Origin of the sequence: Sulfuriflexus mobilis (assembly GCF_003967195.1) — a bacterium.
Taxonomy (GTDB): domain Bacteria; phylum Pseudomonadota; class Gammaproteobacteria; order AKS1; family AKS1; genus Sulfuriflexus; species Sulfuriflexus mobilis.
Window position 1 is genome coordinate 2,717,370 of sequence record NZ_AP018725.1, and the last position, 18,658, is coordinate 2,736,027.

20 protein-coding genes are annotated in these 18,658 nt (G+C 53.7%); 11 read left to right on the forward strand and 9 right to left on the reverse strand.

Annotated features, from left to right (window positions below; translation table 11 throughout):
- Nucleotides 1–157: 157 nt before the first annotated feature.
- The 4 genes from EL386_RS13595 to EL386_RS13610 are packed head-to-tail and all read right to left on the reverse strand — an operon-like array spanning nt 158 to nt 4,779.
- Entirely contained in the window at nt 158–1,036 is an 879-nt protein-coding gene (locus EL386_RS13595; RefSeq protein ID WP_126456772.1) for a M28 family peptidase, read from the reverse strand.
- Between the two features lie 13 nt (nt 1,037–1,049).
- Nucleotides 1,050–2,102: a glutathione synthetase gene (locus tag EL386_RS13600; protein WP_126456773.1), complete on the reverse strand. Its 1,053-nt coding sequence runs from the start codon at nt 2,100–2,102 to the stop codon at nt 1,050–1,052.
- Entirely contained in the window at nt 2,102–3,991 is a 1,890-nt protein-coding gene (locus EL386_RS13605; RefSeq protein ID WP_126456774.1) for a peptidase MATCAP family protein, read from the reverse strand. Before EL386_RS13605 ends, EL386_RS13600 begins: the two co-directional genes overlap by 1 nt.
- On the reverse strand, nt 3,988–4,779 hold the full coding sequence (locus tag EL386_RS13610; protein ID WP_197722100.1) for an N-formylglutamate amidohydrolase: 792 nt from the start codon (nt 4,777–4,779) through the stop codon (nt 3,988–3,990). Before EL386_RS13610 ends, EL386_RS13605 begins: the two co-directional genes overlap by 4 nt.
- 180 nt (nt 4,780–4,959) lie before the next feature.
- On the opposite strand from EL386_RS13610, the gene polX reads away from it, so the two are divergent.
- Nucleotides 4,960–6,687: a DNA polymerase/3'-5' exonuclease PolX gene (gene polX / locus EL386_RS13615; protein ID WP_126456775.1), complete on the forward strand. Its 1,728-nt coding sequence runs from the start codon at nt 4,960–4,962 to the stop codon at nt 6,685–6,687.
- A 136-nt stretch (nt 6,688–6,823) separates the two neighbouring features.
- Here the strand turns inward: polX and EL386_RS13620 are convergent, their stop codons facing one another.
- Nucleotides 6,824–7,759 carry a LysR family transcriptional regulator gene (locus EL386_RS13620; protein WP_126456776.1) on the reverse strand — a complete coding sequence of 312 codons (936 nt, stop codon included), beginning with the start codon at nt 7,757–7,759 and terminating at the stop codon, nt 6,824–6,826.
- Between the two features lie 112 nt (nt 7,760–7,871).
- On the opposite strand from EL386_RS13620, the gene EL386_RS13625 reads away from it, so the two are divergent.
- The 3 genes from EL386_RS13625 (at nt 7,872) to EL386_RS13635 (ending at nt 9,417) form a co-directional block, all read left to right on the forward strand.
- Nucleotides 7,872–8,105, forward strand: a complete 234-nt coding sequence (locus EL386_RS13625; RefSeq protein ID WP_126456777.1) for a CDGSH iron-sulfur domain-containing protein — start codon at nt 7,872–7,874, stop codon at nt 8,103–8,105.
- Entirely contained in the window at nt 8,092–8,676 is a 585-nt protein-coding gene (locus EL386_RS13630; protein WP_126456778.1) for a methyltransferase domain-containing protein, read from the forward strand. Before EL386_RS13625 ends, EL386_RS13630 begins: the two co-directional genes overlap by 14 nt.
- A gap of 159 nt (nt 8,677–8,835) precedes the next feature.
- Nucleotides 8,836–9,417 carry an FMN-binding negative transcriptional regulator gene (locus EL386_RS13635; protein WP_126456779.1) on the forward strand — a complete coding sequence of 194 codons (582 nt, stop codon included), beginning with the start codon at nt 8,836–8,838 and terminating at the stop codon, nt 9,415–9,417.
- A 35-nt stretch (nt 9,418–9,452) separates the two neighbouring features.
- Here EL386_RS13635 and EL386_RS13640 read toward each other — a convergent pair whose 3' ends face one another.
- Nucleotides 9,453–10,652: a methionine adenosyltransferase gene (locus EL386_RS13640; RefSeq protein WP_126456780.1), complete on the reverse strand. Its 1,200-nt coding sequence runs from the start codon at nt 10,650–10,652 to the stop codon at nt 9,453–9,455.
- Between the two features lie 76 nt (nt 10,653–10,728).
- On the opposite strand from EL386_RS13640, the gene EL386_RS13645 reads away from it, so the two are divergent.
- The 3 genes from EL386_RS13645 (at nt 10,729) to EL386_RS13655 (ending at nt 12,514) form a co-directional block, all read left to right on the forward strand.
- Complete coding sequence (locus tag EL386_RS13645; RefSeq protein ID WP_197722101.1) at nt 10,729–11,526, forward strand: SagB/ThcOx family dehydrogenase; 798 nt, start codon at nt 10,729–10,731, stop codon at nt 11,524–11,526.
- A gap of 74 nt (nt 11,527–11,600) precedes the next feature.
- Entirely contained in the window at nt 11,601–12,071 is a 471-nt protein-coding gene (locus EL386_RS13650) for a YbhB/YbcL family Raf kinase inhibitor-like protein (protein ID WP_126456781.1), read from the forward strand.
- A 95-nt stretch (nt 12,072–12,166) separates the two neighbouring features.
- Nucleotides 12,167–12,514: a DUF6763 family protein gene (locus EL386_RS13655; protein WP_126456782.1), complete on the forward strand. Its 348-nt coding sequence runs from the start codon at nt 12,167–12,169 to the stop codon at nt 12,512–12,514.
- A gap of 49 nt (nt 12,515–12,563) precedes the next feature.
- On the opposite strand, the gene EL386_RS13660 is transcribed toward EL386_RS13655, so the two are convergent.
- Genes EL386_RS13660 through EL386_RS13670 form a run of 3 tightly spaced genes read right to left on the reverse strand, consistent with a single transcriptional unit; the run spans nt 12,564 to nt 14,492 of the window.
- On the reverse strand, nt 12,564–13,157 hold the full coding sequence (locus EL386_RS13660; protein WP_126456783.1) for a phosphoribosyltransferase: 594 nt from the start codon (nt 13,155–13,157) through the stop codon (nt 12,564–12,566).
- 17 nt (nt 13,158–13,174) lie between these two features.
- Nucleotides 13,175–14,191, reverse strand: coding sequence for an RNA 3'-terminal phosphate cyclase (gene rtcA, locus EL386_RS13665; RefSeq protein ID WP_126456784.1), 1,017 nt, complete (start codon nt 14,189–14,191; stop codon nt 13,175–13,177).
- A 46-nt stretch (nt 14,192–14,237) separates the two neighbouring features.
- On the reverse strand, nt 14,238–14,492 hold the full coding sequence (locus EL386_RS13670) for a DUF504 domain-containing protein (RefSeq protein WP_126456785.1): 255 nt from the start codon (nt 14,490–14,492) through the stop codon (nt 14,238–14,240).
- Nucleotides 14,493–14,668: 176 nt separating this feature from the next.
- On the opposite strand from EL386_RS13670, the gene EL386_RS13675 reads away from it, so the two are divergent.
- The 4 genes from EL386_RS13675 to EL386_RS13690 all read left to right on the forward strand — a co-directional run bounded on the left by EL386_RS13675 (nt 14,669) and on the right by EL386_RS13690 (nt 18,657).
- Entirely contained in the window at nt 14,669–15,418 is a 750-nt protein-coding gene (locus EL386_RS13675) for a creatininase family protein (protein WP_172597732.1), read from the forward strand.
- Nucleotides 15,419–15,516: 98 nt separating this feature from the next.
- Nucleotides 15,517–16,461, forward strand: a complete 945-nt coding sequence (locus EL386_RS13680; protein ID WP_126456787.1) for an arginase family protein — start codon at nt 15,517–15,519, stop codon at nt 16,459–16,461.
- Nucleotides 16,462–16,699: 238 nt separating this feature from the next.
- On the forward strand, nt 16,700–17,842 hold the full coding sequence (locus EL386_RS13685; RefSeq protein ID WP_172597733.1) for a methyl-accepting chemotaxis protein: 1,143 nt from the start codon (nt 16,700–16,702) through the stop codon (nt 17,840–17,842).
- Nucleotides 17,839–18,657 carry a nitrate- and nitrite sensing domain-containing protein gene (locus tag EL386_RS13690; RefSeq protein WP_126456789.1) on the forward strand — a complete coding sequence of 273 codons (819 nt, stop codon included), beginning with the start codon at nt 17,839–17,841 and terminating at the stop codon, nt 18,655–18,657. The genes EL386_RS13685 and EL386_RS13690 overlap by 4 nt, the downstream gene beginning before the upstream one ends.
- Nucleotide 18,658 lies beyond the last annotated feature (1 nt).

Here is an 18,658-nt window from a genome sequence, read left to right on the forward strand (position 1 = left end):
TTTGACCAGCGGTCTCCACTCCCTTGTCACATCATGGCGACGTGAAGACCAATTAATAACATACTGTGTTTGCCTTATTCCAGCACAACCGAAAAGAGCTCTTCCGGTTTGAGTACCGAGATGGCGGTCTTGCTGGCGCCCTTCAAGCGGGGCGCAGCTACAGGCGCTCATCGGCCAGCAGGCTGACGGCCCTGAAAAGCCCGTCACAGACCTGTGCGAGTCGGGCATAGTCCAGCTTTTCAGCAGTATCCTGTGCGCTATGGTAGTAAGGATAACGGTAAAAGGCCGTATCGGTCACCATCAACGCCTTGTAGCGTTGTATCCAGAACGATAAGTGATCGCTCCAAGCCACGCCGGGAATAACGGCAAAGGTAGCGATATGCTGGAGCGGGAAGTCAGTTGAATGGCGAAAAGCACGCGCGAGCCTGTGCATGAGCCGGCGCGAACCGAAGTTGGAAACTAAGCTGATAAAGTCAGCACGGTGCGGATAGAAATAGCGGAACAGAGGCGGATAACGCTGGCTGTGCGGGGCGTCCGAATAATAGCCCATGGTTTCCAGCGCCAGCATGAGTCGAATGTCATCGCCGCGGCGACGTGCGGCCTTCGCGTAAAGACGACTACCCTGACGACCGGAAAAGAAGAACGGCGGTTCTTCGTTGGTGAAGGCAACAAAACGGATCGTCATGGCGGGTGATAGTGTTCGGAACAGGCGCGACAGTTCCAGCAAGACGGCGACCCCGCTGGCATTGTCATTGGCGCCGGGGCTACCCTGCACCGAGTCATAGTGTGCACCGAGCAGGATAATTTGTTCCTCTTGAGACGTTCCCTGCCGCGTAACCTCAAGGTTTGCACAGGGCACACCGTGTTCCTGGTAGGCCTGCCGTTCAACCGTGTAGCCCTGCTCGCGCCAGATGGATGTCACGTACTCTTCGGCGACGTGCAAGGCGTCCGGGTGCCAGATATTACGCTCGCCGATCTCATCGGCGAGATGATAGACATGGCGCCGCAGATTCTGTTCGAGGGTTTCAAGTTGCATGGATGAAGGCCGGTTAAAGCATTGCCAGTTCCACGTTATCGAAACTGTCAGGGTAATTGTGCAGATAATCGACTTTTCGTTCGAGGGACAGGATGACCTCGCGACAAAAATTACGTTCTTCCATTTGACCCACACTCTTCAGGCCGCCGGGACTGAACACATTAATCTCCATGAGTTTATCACTGACAATATCCAGGCCGACCAGGAACATGCCATCCTGCTTCAGTTTGGCACGTACCGCATCTGCCAGCGCCAGAATGGTATCGTTGATTTGCACCGGTATGGCTATGGCCCCGGCGGTCATGTTGCTGCGCATGTCCAGATCGCCTTTTTTACGTTGCCTGCGGAAGGCCGCGTACTTGCCCTTGCTACAGAGCGGTTCGCCATTCATCAGGAACAGACGGATATCGCCATGACTGGCATCGGGCAGGTATTCCTGGGCAATGACATAACCCTCACGGCACACGGCCTCGATCATCTGGTTGATATTGGGCTTGTCCTCCGGCTGGACGAGGAAGACATTCCTGCCGCCGGAACCGGTGATGGGTTTGAGGACGCCGCGTCCACCCTGTTCATCGATGAAGGCTTTTATCTCGCCCTTGTCACGGCTAATCAGGGTGCGGGGCCGGACTTCTTCCGGGAAGTACTGCAGGTACATCTTGTTGATGGCGTGGCTCAGACCGTTGGGGTCATTCAACACGATCACGCCATGTTGCATGGCCAGCCGCCCGAAATTAATACCTGCCAGACGTGCCCATGGCCGGTCGAGGACGTCCTCTGCCGGATCATTACGCAGCAGCAGGATATCCATATCCTCGACAGAAATACGCTCCCGGTAGGCGGAATCACTACGCAGCGACTCCAGGTACACGCTATGCGAACGGTATTTCCTGTCAGGGACCCGCCGTGCCCGGGCATGCACACGTTCATCGGGAGCATAGTCGAATTGTCCTACATCGATATACCAGACCTCGTGTCCCATGTTGGTGGCATTCATGGCCAGACCAGTGGTGGTATAGTCCGACAGCTCGGTATGGATATTGTTGACGACCATCCCCAGACGCATTACACAGCCTCCTTCATCAGATCCATGACCGTTGCCCCCTGACGCAGGTACTCGAGACGCGTAACCGTTTCAGCCGCGTCGAGGAACCTTGGTCGCAGGCGCGGTGGCAGGAGCACCTGGCGCCACTGAAGTTCCTCGATGAGTGGCAGGTAGTCATAACTGATCTTGCCAAGATACAGCCGTTCCAGGTCACCACCGCCCGACAGGTAGCTCAGAACCTGGGCCAGTCCCTGCAGGTAAACCTTGTCTTTTGTATAACCACCACCGCGGAATACTCGCATGGCAATCGTGAATGCTGTGTAAGGCGTATTATCATAATCACTGAGCAGGCTGCGGAAGGTCTCGATGAAATTGGCACCCTCGGTGATCATATGCACGGCCAGCACCCGACTTGCCAGTAGACGCAGGCGTGAACGACTCAACCCCCCGACAAGGTATTCCGCCAGCACAGCCAGGCCTTCCTGCATGGATTCATAACCGGCCATCCCCGCATACAGTTCCCGAAAGGGCTGTTGGCTACCATTGTAGTGGGTGAGCACGTGCGTGCCGATTTCATGGGCAAGTGTGGCATTAATCCGTGCCTGAGAAACGCTGGCATCTGTGCCGACCAGGAAATTACCCTTTGCTACCATGATACCCGGCACATCATCACGCAGTTCCACTCGCGCAGGCAGGCCGGCATCCTGTTGCCGGTAGTATTCGATTTCCTGGCGTGCACGTTCGACTAACTCGGCAGGGTTCAGATAACCGCGTTCGTCTTGGCTGTGAGCAGTCTCGGTCTCTATGCCGAGTACCTGCCTGGCGAGTTCCAGCAATTCGGCATCGACATCACCGTACAGCTGACGACTGCCAAGCAGGAAACGATTCGTGTTGCGATCAGCGATCAGCGTGAGCTGCCGGTCCAGTTCCTCGCGTTTCTGGGCAAAGATATGCGCCAGGGTCGGATCTTCGATCCGTTCCAGAGGGATGGCGAACAGTTCACGCTTCATCAGACTCGGATCGACTCTGCGCGGGCGGTACAGGAACTCGGGAGGGCTTGCACAATTCGCTTGCTCGAATGCCTGCCAGGCAGCGTGTGCATTGACCGGTGAAACATGCAAGAGCAATTCAAATTGTTGATTGATTCGAGTCAGTCTTTCGTCTGTTTCGTAAACCGCCCGGTTCATGGTGCGATGTCCCAGTTCGAGGTAGTGGGCAGGGCGCAGCGGCGTACAATGGCGTGTGAAGGCATAGAAACTGCGCTTGAGTCCATGTGCCAGGGCATAATGTAGCCTGCGCCAGCGAAATGGCAGCAGTGTGTTGGTCTCGGCATCACGATAGATAGGACTGACCTCCAAACCGATATGCAGGCAGTTGAGCCGCGTGAGCTCCTGTTTGGTTAACAATAGTGACTGTTGTGGTGGCGTGACGTCTTCTGCGTAGCTGATCGCCACGTCTGGGCGATCATCATCGATACGGATATTCAGCAATGCATTTTCCATGCGTTCCAGGAATGCTGATGGCGAGCCATGCTTGGGGGCAATGATACGAAAGGCCGGCTGGCGGGTTTCGTCAGTCACCTCGGCGCCGGACCACAACTCCAGCAGCAAGCAGGCACCGAATTGCTTGTGCTGGATGCTGAGGATTTCTTTTATCAGTTTGACCAGCGAGGCCTGGTGTTCGGGCCGGTCATCGGCCAGCAGATAGGAGGCCTCGCCCAGCAGCAGACGTTCCGTACCGAGGTCTGCGCGCGTTGCCGGCCGACGATATAGGGCCAGGAACGGCAGCTGGCGATCGATATGAATACGCCCGCCATCACGTAGCTTGTAACGGACAGGCTCATTACGCTGATAGGCATCGGTGATGGAGCCGATGAGCGCGTCGCTAATGTAGTCAGCACTTCCATTCATTGGATTTTCTTCAGCTCTTCCAGGATGCCAGGTATCGTTGATTGTATAGCATCCCGTATGGCCTGAATTTGATCTATGTCACCTACACCGGTCCATTCGTCCATATAGAACTTCTTGAACTCGATCGACAGCACGCAGATGTTGTCCGGGTAATTGTTATGGATCCACTCGGCCAGTTGCCGGCCTTTGAACTTGATGTTTTCACGCACATCCAGCTGCCGGCCCATAAAATCATACGCACGCAGGTCGGCAATGAAACGCGTAATAGTGGGCAAGCAGCGCTCACGATCCACCATCGTGCCGGTTCCCACATTCACTTCCGGGTTGCTGGCAGGATCGGCGGGTGCTTGCTCAGGACCTGCACGCCGGTAGTTATAGGCATGCAGATCGAACACGACGATGTGGCCGAAGTGTGCCACCAGCTTGTCGAGCAGGAACCTTAATTCTGCATAGAAGGCATCATATTCTTCCAGGGAGCGGTCTATCATGTCCTGGCCAAGGGGTTCTTTCCACAGGTGCAGCCCCCAGGCCATCTCCGGGCTCGTGTAGACGGCCTCATCGCGGGGCCGGTTCAGGTCGACTTCAAAACGTGAGCGGTCAGGAACCAGCCAGGTAGGTACTACCTTGGCGAGGTAGTCCGTATAGGGGTCTTCTTCATGGGCGCGTTCAGCATCGTCCAGAGCGAACAATGGCAACAGTTCGTGGCGAACCTTGTGTCCGGCGTGAATGGCCGTTGCCATGAGCGGGCTTTCGCCGAAGTGTTCGATCCAGATTTTACTATCGGGCATCCCGGTTCCTTTGCTAACTGATCTGGATGATTAGGCATTGCATGATGTATGAATGGGCGGTACCGTTTCAATACAGCCAATAATTCTCTTAATAGTAAACAGTGTAGAGGAAATCTGTATTTTTCCTAATAGCTGATAATCAGTCTCATTATTGGAAATGAGAGCAAGGCGAGACAGCCAATGCCGGTACACAATGAAGACATCGCGGTGATCTTCGAGGAGATGGCCGATTTACTCGAGATCGAAGACGCCAATCCCTTCCGGGTCCGCGCCTATCGCAATGCGGCCCGGACCGTACGCGGGCTGGCGCGTCCGCTGGCCGAGATGGTGGCCGACGGTGAGGACCTGACACGCCTGCCAACGATAGGCAAGGACCTGGCCGCCAAGATCATTGAGATAGTGGCCACCGGTCACGCCAAGGCGCTCGAAAACCTGCACGAGGAGGTGCCGGTCAGCCTCGAGGCCCTGCTCCGGATCCCCGGGCTTGGGCCCAGGCGCGTCAAGGCCCTCTACCAGGAATTGCATATAAAAACCCTCCGGCAACTGGAAAGCGCCGCCCGCCAGGGGCAGCTGCAGGAACTCCCGGGTTTTGGCGCCAAGCTCGAACAGCAGATCCTGGCAACGGTCTCCGCCCATCGCACAACCGAAAGGCGTTTTTTGTACCGCACCGCGCGCGCCTATGCAGAACCCTTACGGGCCTGGCTGGAGGCGGCGCCCGGTGTGCACGAGGTGGTGATCGCCGGCAGTTACCGGCGCGGCAAGGAGACCGTTGGCGATCTGGACATCCTCGTTACGGCAAAGGCTAACAGCCCGGTGATGCAACACTTCGTCGACTACGATGAAGTCCAGGATGTCGTCGCAAAAGGACCGACCCGTGCCACAGTGTTTTTGCACAGCGGCCTGCAGGTGGATTTGCGCGTAGTGGAAAAAAACAGTTTCGGTGCAGCCCTGTATTATTTTACCGGCAGCAAGGCACATAACATCCAGGTTCGACGTCGCGCGCAGCAACGCGGTCTCAAGATCAACGAATATGGCGTGTTCAAGGGCGACAAACGTATCGCCGGAGAAACCGAGGCCTCCGTCTTCAAGGCCGTGGGCCTACCCTTCATCCCTCCGGAACTTCGCGAGGCGCATGGCGAGGTCGAGGCGGCCGAGGCCAAACGGCTGCCCAAACTGATCACGCGGCAGGACTTACAGGGCGACCTGCATGTGCACACTGACGCTACCGACGGTCATAACACCCTTGAAGAAATGGCACGCGCCGCCAAACAACGTGGCCTGGAATACATTGCCATCACCGATCACTCCCGCCACCTGACCGTCGCCCACGGTCTGGATGAAAAGCGTCTTCACCAGCAGCTTGAGCAGATCGACCGCCTCAACGCTAAACTCAAAGGGTTTACTATCCTGAAAGGCATCGAGGTCGACATCCTCGAGGATGGTAGCCTGGACTTGCCTGATAATGTGCTCTCGCAACTGGACCTAGTCATTGGTGCCATACACCACAAGTTTCACTTGTCACTCCGCGAGCAAACCACACGCATCCTGCGTGCCATCGACTCGAAATACTTTACGATGCTGGCGCACCCGAGCGGACGCCTGCTGGAAGAGCGCGATGCCTACGAGGTGGATATACCACGCATTATTGAGGCAACACGTGAGCGTGGTTGTTACCTCGAACTCAACAGTCAGCCCCAACGCCTTGACCTAATAGACACCTATTGTCAGCTCGCCAAACAACAGGGTGTTCTGGTGAGTATCAACAGCGATGCCCACAGCCCGGATAACTTTGACTATTTGGAGGGCGGCATCAACCAGGCCCGACGCGGTTGGCTGGAGAAAAACGACGTCCTCAATACGTGTTCATTACGTGAATTGCGCAAGCGGCTCAAGGCAACGATGGGGTAATATAAAGTGCAGTTCCTGCGACGTGACCTGACCAAAATCATCAGATTTATTTCATATGGCAGAGGTCTCAAAACGACCCACAGCGGCCATTTATGTGATAGTTGTCTCTTGTAACTCACTCACAGCATAGAGAGTATTATGAAAATATTTGGTTACTCTTGTTTACCGCATGATTCCAATAGGGATCATTATCGAATTTTTCAGCAAGGTAATCAATCAGGGCTCTGACACGCCGGGGTAAAAAACGCTGCTGAGGATAGATGGCATAGATTACCTCTTCAGGGAAAGTATAATCTGTTAGGATTGGGCATAACAATCCCTGTTCAATTGCCTCAGAACTGATGAAGGTCGTTGTTACCAGAATACCTAGACCGTCAATGGCGGCTTTAAGTAATATATCTCCATTGTTGGCTCGCATGCGACAGGGCACATGTGCCAATACTCTTGTTTTATCCTGTTGCAAGAATTGCCAGATTTGAGTTTCAGCCAAATAACTATAATTAAGCCCCACATGGTTTTCCAACTCTTCCGGAGTTTTTGGTTCGCCATGCTGAGACAAGTAATCAGGGCTGGCGCAAACGATACGTTGCGTTGTTGCTAGCTGACGGGCGATCAAGGTTGAATCAGCCAACCGGCCAATTCGAATGGCCAAATCAATATCTTCTTCCATAAAATTCAGTGTTCGATCATTAAGATCCAGATCCAGGCTGAGCTCCGGGTGTTCCTTGAGGAATTGATTCAATAGCGGTGACAGGTGCTTAATCCCAAAGGTAAGCGGTATGGCGATGCGAATGGTGCCACGCAATAAGACCTGTTCACAGGAAATAGCCTGTTCAGTCTCTTCCAGGTCAGCCAAAATTGCCAGGCAACGTTGATAAAATTGCTGCCCATTTCCAGTCAGATTAAGGCGGCGAGTGGTGCGTATGAGTAGTTGTACGCCTAGCCTGCCTTCGAGTTCAGCCAGACGGCGACTTACTGCCGACTTGGCGATATTGAGGCGATCGGCGGCGGCACTCATGCTGCCCGCCTCGACCACTCTGACAAAAGTCAGCATTTCTTCGAAACGATCCATTGTTCACCATTGAAGAACAGTAATTTCCTTATTATCGCGTTTATTTCCAATATTGCAATGATAGACTTATTCTACAAATTTATTCGTTACATAAAACCAGGGAAACCAAACTATGAGCGACTCACAAAACATCGCCCCAATAGCAGTCGACGTTGAAGCCGGTAAGGAATATTACTGGTGCACCTGTGGCAACAGCACGACTCAGCCTTTTTGCAATGGATCACATGAAGGGACAAGCTTTACACCAACAGCATTCACACCTGAAAAATCGGGAACAACTTATTTCTGCCAATGTAAAAACACCAAAACACCCCCCTATTGTGACGGCTCCCATGCAGAGCTGTGATGAATGGGAAAACCGCTACCAACAGGGGCAGACTGGATGGGACAGAGGTGAACCTAGTCCCAATTTACTCTATTGGATAGAACGCGAATTCCTGAAACCGTGCCGTATTCTTATTCCAGGCTGTGGTAATGGTCATGAGGTTTTAACACTAGCAGAAAAAGGTTTTGATGTTGTTGCTATTGATATTGCCCCAACACCTATCGAAAACCTTAGAAAAGTGCTTAAGGATAAGCAATTAAGTGTTGAATTAATACAAACTGATTTTTTTACATGTGAATTTGAAAAAAGTTTTGACGCTATTTACGAGCAAACCAGCTTATGTGCTTTACACCCTGGGCAATGGAAGGACTACGAACAATGCCTGTATAACTGGTTAAAACCAAAGGGGAGGTTATTTGCCCAGTTTATGCAAACTGGGCAAGAAAGTGGCCCACCGTTTCACTGCGACATCCAGGCGATGAGTGGCTTGTTTGTTAAAGAAAGATGGTTATGGAGTGAACAGCATAAGACGAATGTAGTCCATTCTGATAATCTATATGAAAAAATGTACTTGCTTGAGAGGGCTTGGTAAGTGTTGTAAGTACACAGTAAAGGCTATCAATAAAACTATTTATCCATAGAAGGCCTGCTATAAAATATGAATAATCCGTGCCAGATCCTAGTATTCGCTAATATAGGGTGATCTGGTATCTGCCTCGGTTCTTCGTGAAACCGACTCAAAAAGGAAGATATGTACATACCTGAACATTTTAATGTGACCGACAAAGAAGAGATATTAGCCTTTATAAAAGCTAATGCTTTCGGTCAATTAATATCCCTAGTCGAAGGAAAGCTTTTCTCTTCGCATATTCCTTTCTTTTTGAGTGACGACAACCAATCACTCATTTGTCATATAGCCAAACGCAACCCTCAATGGGAAAACATTGAAGATCAAGAAGCCTTAGTAACTTTTCAAGGCCCACACGACTATGTATCACCATCTTGGTATTCCTCATCAGGTGTACCCACTTGGAACTACCAATCAGTTCATATTTATGGAAGGCCCCAACTAATTACTGAAACAGAACAACTTAGTACTATCGTTAACGAACTTACGGGGATATATGAATCCTCACTCGAAAAACCTTGGGAGCCTGAATACAAAGAATCTATGCTTAATGCAATTATTGGCATTAAAATAAAAATCACAGATATTCAATGCAAATATAAACTCAGTCAAAATCGTTCGGCAAATGACCGCTTGCAAGTAATCGAGGAACATAAAAAGAGAGGTTCTTCTAAACTATCATCGGCAACGAAAAATGCGTTATAACAAGGCACTCCTGTTGATCACCAAATGCGGCGGGGCTAGTACACGTGAATGGCCCCTGCGACCAGTTCCTGCCTGATCTGGTACATCCTGGCAAATTGCCCTTGCACGACCTCTTCGGCCCGTGACCTCACTGCCTCGACAGCTATGCCGTCCTGCATACAGAGCCGAAGGTCCACGACCTGGGGTTCATTGATAGGGCTGCCGATCCGACTGACCAGATAGCAGTACGCCTCACGCACCTCAGCGACCTCCCGGACCAGGCTTTCGGCAATCCGCTGCGCAACGATGTTGTAGAGCTTGCCGACATGGGTCACCGGATTCTTGCCCGCCGCCGCCTCCATATTCATGGGGCGGTAAGGGGCAATGAGACCATTCACGCGGTTGCCGCGGCCAACCTCGCCATCGTCGCCGGATTCGGCGGAGGTGCCCGTCACGGTCAGATACAGGCTGCCCGTTGCCACGTCATCGGCGGCATTGGCCGTTATGCTTAGCTGCCGGTCTGTTTCCTGTCTCGCGGCCTGCTCGGCCAGCGTGATGAGGCGGGTCTTTTTCTGCACATAGTCATCGGCATCCGAGATATATTGATCCACAAACGCACAGGCGATGGTCAATTCGATGACCTCGCCTCGGCGCACCCCCATAACCTTGATGTCTTCGCCGATCTCCGGGTGCACGGATTTGATCTCCGAGGCGTTGAGGGTCTTCTCCACCTGCAAGACGACCCGCTCGAGTTCGCTCAATGGCGCATAACCCACACCACAGGAGGTATCATTGGCCAGGGCGATGCCCGTTTTTTCCTGGCGCAGATAGAGGTCCACGAGGTCTGAAGAACCGGGCCTGACCAGGCAGTGCAGCTTGACATGCCGATCGGGGTCGAGGGCATGAAAATGCGCCCGCAGCCAGTTGCTGCAACTCTCTCTCATCAGTTCTTCAACCGGCACCTTGATGCCCTGGTATTCGCAGGTGGCCCGGCCGGCGAGAAAAATCTCCATGGGCGCCAGCACCCTGCCGCCGCCGAAGGCCGGTTGTGAACTGCCCCCCCAGAGCAGGGCCTTGTCGACGTTATGGTGCATGACGAGCCCGAATCGTTCGAGGTAAAACTGGCACAGGGCCCGACTCAGCTCCTCTGCGAGGGCATCACACACCGTGTCGGGGTGACCGATGCCCTTGCGCTCAACTATCTCTACCGGCTGGTCTAAAGATGTGCTGAGCGCGGTGAGTGTGAGTCGTTGCATGGCAGATCCCTGTTATTGTAAATGCCGCAGATAGTCTGTCGGCGGCGCGATCCATCCGGCGAAGATGATAATGATCATGATGACTGAATATACCACCGAAACAAAGGGGGGCAAGATGGGCCTGACAGCGCATCAACAAAGGGATATATTGCTGGGAGGGTGTCAGGATGAGGTTGGTAAATACCCGACTATGGCACGACTGAACCGACAGTGGCCATTTGCGGTTTTCTTGATGCTGATGTGTTATGTGGCGAGAGGGGACGTTATGGCAGCACAAGGGGAATATATTTCGCTCCCACCAGCGACGCTGGTAACAGACGGGCAGCCGCTCGAAAGGCTTTTGCAACAGCGTCGCTCAATACGCACATTCGGCAAGGCACCGCTGAGTCTCGCCGAACTGGGACAATTGCTCTGGGCGGCACAGGGGATATCACATCCTCAAGGCCTGCGCACAGCCCCCTCGGCCGGGGCACTGTACCCACTGGAGCTTTATGTCGTGGCCGGTGAGGTAGAGGGTTTGCCGTCCGCTGTCTATCGCTATCTTCCAGAAAAACATCGGCTGCTGGAAACCGCCACCGGTGATCAGCGCCAGGCACTGGCCGGGGCAGCGCTTGACCAGTCATGGCTAAGTGATGCCGCGGTCGTTGTCGTGTTTACCGCCATTTATGCCCGCACGACCCGCAAGTATGGCGAACGCGGCATACGTTATGTGCATATGGAAGTCGGCCACGCCGCGCAGAACCTGTTTCTGCAGGCCGAGGCACAGGCACTTGTCAGCGTGGTCGTGGGCGCATTCCGGGACGACAGGGTCAGCAAGGTACTGGACCTGCCCGCCGATACACAACCGCTGCTGCTGATGCCTGTCGGCAGGTAGAAAGGATAACGGGGCGCTAAACAGATCGCTAAAAACGGGGCATGCCGTCCTTATTCATGCCCAAGGGGTTAACCATGAGTATGTCCATTACGTCATCCGCCTTTGGCCACAACGGCGCCATACCCCCGCAGTACACCTGTGACGGGGCGGATCTATCACCGCCACTAGCATGGCAGGGTGTTCCGGCACAGGCGAAAAGCCTGCTCCTGATCGTCGATGACCCGGATGCCCCGGATCCCGCGGCGCCAAGGATGACCTGGGTACACTGGCTGTTGTACAACATACCGGTGTCGGCCACCGGTCTGGATGCAGCGCTGCCTGCATCCGACTTACCTGGCGGCACCTTGCAAGGCACAAATGACTGGCGGAGAACGGGTTACGGCGGGCCCTGCCCGCCCGTTGGCCGGCACCGTTATTTTTTCAAACTCTATGCACTGGACAGCCTTTTGCCCGACTTACAGCAACCCGACAAGGCACAGCTGGAGGCTGCCATGCAGGGGCATGTGCTGGCACAGGCCGAGTTGGTTGGTACCTACCAACGCTGACCGGCAAGGGCCATGCACTTTTTTTTTGCGCTGCATGGTGCATAATTTAACTAGTTGGTAATTTGTAATTAGCATAAATCAAGGGAGTACGTGCCATGCCGACCGAAAATGACCCGATTGTTGATAACTGGTATTCCCACCTCGACAAGGGCCAGTTGTTCACGGTTGTCGAGGTGGGTGACGATAGCGTCGATATCCAGTATTTTGATGGTGACCTCGAGGAGATGAGCCTGACTGACTGGTACGGCATGAATATTGAGTTAAGTGCAGAGCCGGAGAACTGGTCAGGTGCCATGGATATAGCCGAGAAGGATGATCTCGGCACAGAGGTAACAGACACCAGGGCCGCTGACTGGTCTGAGCCACTGCAGGAACACAGGCCAGCCGGACAGGAAGGTGCCCCGGGGACTGTCGCGGACGAATGGACGGAAGAGGAAAAGTAACCGCCCATCAGGAGTAGAGGACGGCTACGTCCCTGCACGCTTGTTCTTTTTACCGGTAAACGTCTTGCATAATCCGCAGGGGGAGCTTGAGGCCGTATTCAGACTTGAGGCGCTGTAACGCTTCTTCGGCAGTCGCGGGTTGCGGCTCCATTTTCCGGATAAAGCCGCGCACATCTTCAATGATGGCCCAGGGGTAAGTCAGCCAACGCCAGCTTATTATTTTCTGCGCGTAAAAATCCGGTACAACCTGCGAGATATGTTTGTGATGCAGGACAGCAATTTTTATCTCTGCAGGATGCAGAGCATTAATATGCTCAAGGGCTAGTTGCAGGGTATTGCCCGTATCACCCACATCATCGACCAGCAGGACGCGTAAGCCTCGAATATCAGTATTCAGGGGCATAGACAGGCGCGCGGCCTCGCCCTTTTCGGCGCCACTCGTATAATGGCTGATTCGCATACTGGTCAGGTTATAGATGTCCAGGTGATCGCATAACAGCCTTGCCGGCACATAACCGCCACGGGCTATAGCGACGACAATGTCCGGTCGATAGCCGCTGGCATGGATCCGGTTTGCCAGGGTGTGTACAAGGTTTGAGATTTTTCCCCAACTTACAAATTCCACCTTGAATGCTGCTTGCATCGACTTCGTTCCTTTTTTCAAGACAGGCTTATTCGCCAGGCATCCTCGTCGATTTTCTCTGAGGCAAACTCGGCTTGCATAAATTTTTTGACAACGGCCATATTGGTAATGACATGCGAACTGGGCTGCAGGGTGACAAACATGCCCTCGCCCGCCAGTGCTAAAGGTAACAACAATTGATCCGCGAGGTACCTGCCAACGGGGACGCCCGCTTGCAGGTAACGTCGCACCTCTCTCACCACACTCTCGGCAACACGTTCCGCAGGTAATCGGCGCTGCCCAAACGCGGTAAAACATTCGGTCACAAAGGCACTCTCGACGATGATCGATACGGCATTCCCGGGTCCGTTGGCCGTATTGTCGACGCGAAAGTTTAGTTTGCTCTCCGGGAACGAAAGGGCATCGCGTATCACGGCCAGTTCCCTGTTGGCGATATGCTCCGGCAGGTGCGCCAACAGGACCTCTGCGCGCTGCTGCACAATATCCCCACGTTCTGGCAGCTCAAGTGCCTGCAGATGTGCCACCGGCTTTATATGCACACGTACCCGGCCCCCGCCCTCCGGGGCGAAACCGGGGCGTTCCAGTGTTGCCGTGACGGCAGGACCCATCCGGTTAAGCAGAGGTAAAAAAGCATGCTTCAGGAAATCGAACGGTGGCGCCAGGGGGTTATGGGTACCTCCCTCCAGCAGCAAGTTCGATTCCCTGTCTGCCAGTATGAGTGCGGGCAGAACGGTTTGCAGTACCAGTGAGGTACTGCCCGCCGTGCCGATTGCAAAGTGATAATCCCCCGCTATCACCTTGCGTGGTTTGAACAGGAGTTCCTGCGAACCTTTATACGCCCCCTCGACATGCGCCTGTGAAACACTCGCCGCGGCACTCACCGCGGCCAGGTGTTGCGCCTGCAGACCGGGCCGTTCTCTTCTGGCGCGAATACGGGTAATACGGAAAGGCCTGTCCAGACACATGGCCAGCGCCAGTGACGAGCGCACTATCTGGCCGCCACCCTCGCCGACGTCACCATCAATGTTCAGCACTGCTCCCTGTCCATGGGTGTTGTTGGAAAATAACTATTCACAGTCTCTAGCGCTCCCGATGCCAGATGCACTCGTCATTTTTATACACGGCCTTGATGCGGTGAAACGGCACACTATGTTCAACCGCATCGTCGTCAAAGTAATAAAAGAAAAAATGTTCACCCGGCACAAAGGATATCTTTCGAAACGGCAGACGAATCATCTCTTGCTCAACCCGATCGAGAAAGGCAACCTCAAACTCGCCTTCCCCGAACTCGGGGTCCCAATGTATCCGGTTGAGTAATTCATTGATCGTTTGCATACCCGGTCAATATAGTCAGTATTATTCTGGATTTCATTGATTATATATTTAACATCGTCGTATCGGATGTTTTGTGCCGGCATATTAGTCCGCACTGCATGCCGCACATATGGCTCAGAAACTGGGGGATTGAAAATTCATCCCCCTGCCTGCCCTTTTCTCGTTATGATATTGCTATGTGTGCAGGAAGCAAAAATGACCGAGGGGTACGTCTTGCCGACCTTAACTGGTTGCAGGTCACTAAAATCATGCAGTCCGGTGCCACAGCAGTCCTGCCGATTGGGGCTAGCGCCAAGCAACACGGCCCGCACCTACCGATGCAAACCGATTATCTGCAGGCAGAATGGCTGGTCGATCGGCTTATCCAAAAGTTGAATATCCTGGTCTGGCCGACACTGGCTTACGGCTACTACCCCGCCTTTGCCGACTACCCGGGGAGCTGCAGTCTCGAGCGTGAGACCTTTATCCAGAGCGTCATATCTATCCTGCACACTATGCAACGTGCCGGTGCGCAACACTGTGCCCTCATCAATACCGGTATTAGCACCATCGAACCATTAGAACAGGCAATTGCTCAATGCGCCATGCAAAATCCCTGCAAGTTGATCAATGTCTATCATGGCGAGCGCTACCGGGCCGCGGTGGAGCAATATATTGACAACCAGCAAGGCGGCCATGCCAACGAAGAAGAAACCTCTATCATGCTCGCCATGCATCCGGAGTCTGTACACATGGAGCTCGCCTCGCCCGGCCTGCTGACGGGGGGGGTCCCCGGCCCGCTGAACCGTAACGACCCGACACAAGCCAATTATGCGCCCAACGGCGTCTATGGTGACCCGCGTAAGGCCAGCGCGACTAAGGGCCATGCCCTGGTGGAGACCATGTTTGAGGATATTTATACCGAACTTTGTTACCTGCTGGGGTAGCCGGGGATCATTCTTTGGCAACCCCTGCGCCATTAATCTTCTATAGTCTATAAAGACCATTATTTTCTGCGCTGCTTCTTTTCGCCAGGGAGATAGTCATGCCAGCACCGGTTTGTGTCTACAGTGGAGAACAACTGGTCAGCTATAACTTTGGACCCATACACCCGTTTGGCCCGCAACGGCATGCCGCCTTTGTCAGGGAATTTGAACGCCAGGGGCTCAAGCAACGGGTGTGTATCTGCACACCGGTCATGGCCGAACGCGCCGCCATCGAGGCCTTTCATACCGAGGACTATATCGATAAGGTCATCATGCTTTCCGAGTCCGGTACGGGTCTGCTCGATGCTGGCGATACCCCGGCGTTCAGGGGCATGTACGAGGCCTCACGTTTTGTCGTCGGCAGCGTCCTTGATGGCATCGACCGAATCCTGGGCGGCCAGTGCGCACAGGTGTTTGTGCCGATCGCCGGTCTGCATCATGCGCGGCGTGATTCGGCCGCCGGCTTTTGCGTATTCAATGATTGTGGCATTGCCATTGAGACACTGCGTCGCAAACACCATATCCGCAAGATCGCCTATATCGATATCGATGCCCATCATGGCGATGGCGTGTTCTACGCCTTTGAAGACGATCCAGACCTCTGCGTTGTCGACTTTCATCAGGATGGTCGCACGCTGTACCCCGGCACCGGTGCACTCGGTGAAACCGGCACGGGCGATGCCGCTGGTACAAAAATGAATGTACCCATGCCAGCGGGAGCGAATGATGCACTGTTAATGGAGTTATGGCCCGCTGCTGAAGCCTTTATAGAAAAGGCCCAGCCAGAGTTTATTATCCTGCAGGCCGGCGCCGACAGTCTCCGCGGCGACCCGATCACGCAGATGCAATACAGTGAGGCCGCGCACGACCATGTCACCAAACGCCTGAAGGCACTCGCTAACAGGCTTTGCCAGGGTCGCCTGCTCGCACTGGGCGGCGGCGGTTATGACCTTCACAACCTGGCCAGGGCCTGGACTGCGGTTGTGGTGGCATTAGTGACTTGATAGGGAATAAAAGATCCTGGCTAAGATGCGCCACGCCCCCACACGGTGCAGACAGATGTTTCCCCTTCCCTTATCTGCATCATTCTGGAACACCCGACGTCAAACCCCGCCACGGGCTCAACACTATAAGGCGATAACCACATGCCTACCCTCACTTTTTTTATTGGCAAAGCAACATGGCATAGATATTGCGAAACAGTCACGTACCGATTGTGAATGGATATCAAAGACAAATACCATGCTGTTTACTCCCGCCATAAAAATACTCGCCAACCTTGGGCCACGCCGCACCACCTGGTTGCTGTCGGCTATTTATATATTGTTGTGGCTTTCCCTGCTGCTCGGTCTGGCCGTTACGACAAGCCTGTTGCTCAGTCTGCTCGCGGCGTATTTCTCCCTCGCCTTTATCCTGGCGACACAAATGGATGCCCAGACCCTGCAGAGATTCCTCGCCGACAGCAGTTCCATCGACCACGCAAAGATGATCGAACACTTCACCGGCCCACTGGCCAGTCTTGATAACACACTCTTGACCGTTGCCAGCCGCGAGCGCCGCAGCTTTGAGCATTATTACAACACCCTTTCCGAAATCAGCCATTCTGCAAATGAATTAAATGGCACCTCGGAACAACTGGCGAGTAATATCCAGCAACAATCACAGGCCACCAGCACCATTGCCTCAGCCGTTACCGAGATCAGTTACAGTATTGGTGAAATCTCCAAGCGCATCCACAGCGCTTACGAATCGGCTAATGAAAGCTCCCGGCGCGGCGAGCAAGGCACACAAACCATGCAGGCCGTACGCGCGAATATGGAAGCCGTGTCCCATTTTATTCAGGAAACCTATCAGCTGCTTGCTGATCTGGAGATACGCACCCGTAATGTCTCATCTATTTCTACCATCATTCGTGAAATTGCCGAACAAACCAATCTACTTGCCCTCAATGCCGCCATTGAGGCGGCACGAGCAGGCGAGCATGGTCGTGGCTTTGCCGTTGTTGCAGATGAAGTCCGTGCGTTGGCCAACCGCAGTCATGGCTCCGCCAGTGAGATCAATAACAATATTGATGAAGTACAAAAACAGGTGCTCGCCGTCAAAAGCAGCATGGATGCGGTTGTCAGCCGCACAGAACAAACTATCGATAAAACACTGGAAGCAGAAGAGGTCCTGCATGCCATCGCAGGCAATACACAATCGGTTTCCGACATGGTCAATGCCATCGCCGCCGTTGCCCATCAGCAAAATGAGGCCGTGCGGGAAATCTCCGCCAACATTGAGGCCGTTGCCCAGGTCGCTGACAAAAACAGTCACATGGCAAAGCAATCTTCCAGGATCGCCGGACACCTCTATCAGCTTTGCCAGTCGGAGGCTGAATTATGATGACCGATAATGCACTACCCCTGCTAACCATCAGCCTCTCGTTTCTGCTGGCGTTTATATTTGTCATCGCCAGCGACAGGGGGCGAAAAAAACAGCTGCGCAAGCGCCAACAAACCGGCCTGCAATGGCTAACGGGCCTACGCGAGCTGCTCGCATACATACAACAGCATCGCGGCATGACGACAGGCTACCTGAACGGGGCTGACGGCCTGCTCAAGGATATCGCTCCCCTGCAAAAACGGGTCATTCGACAACTACAGGATATTTCCGGCATCGGCACCTGGATTGAAACCCAGCCCCGCTGGGAAGATATCAGCCAACACTGGTCGGGCCTTGCCAAAGACTTTAAAAACCACAGCGTTGATACGAATCTGCATCAACACAACACGCTGATACAGTCCATTCTTTATCTGATCGACGACATGGCGCAACGGCATGACTTATTATTGTTAAAAGATGAACAGGACAAGCCATTACACCTGCTATGGCGAGAACTGCTTACCGCCAGTGAATACATTGGCCAGGCCCGTGCGATTGGCACGGGTGTCTCCGCCGCCGGGCATTGTGACAGCATTGCAACAATCAGGCTGAAATACCTGTATCAAAAGATTGAGGCCAAGACACAACGGGTCTGGGCAGATATTTCGCCCAATGCTAAACAGCAGGCCCGGGTCGAGGACTTTATGCGCTGCCTTGATGAACAGATCCTGCGTGAGCGCCCATCCATTGCCCCTGAGGCCTTTTTCAGTATCGCCACCGCGGCACTCGATAGCCTGCTCGAACAATATGATACCTACGTCCTGGTTCACCGGTAAG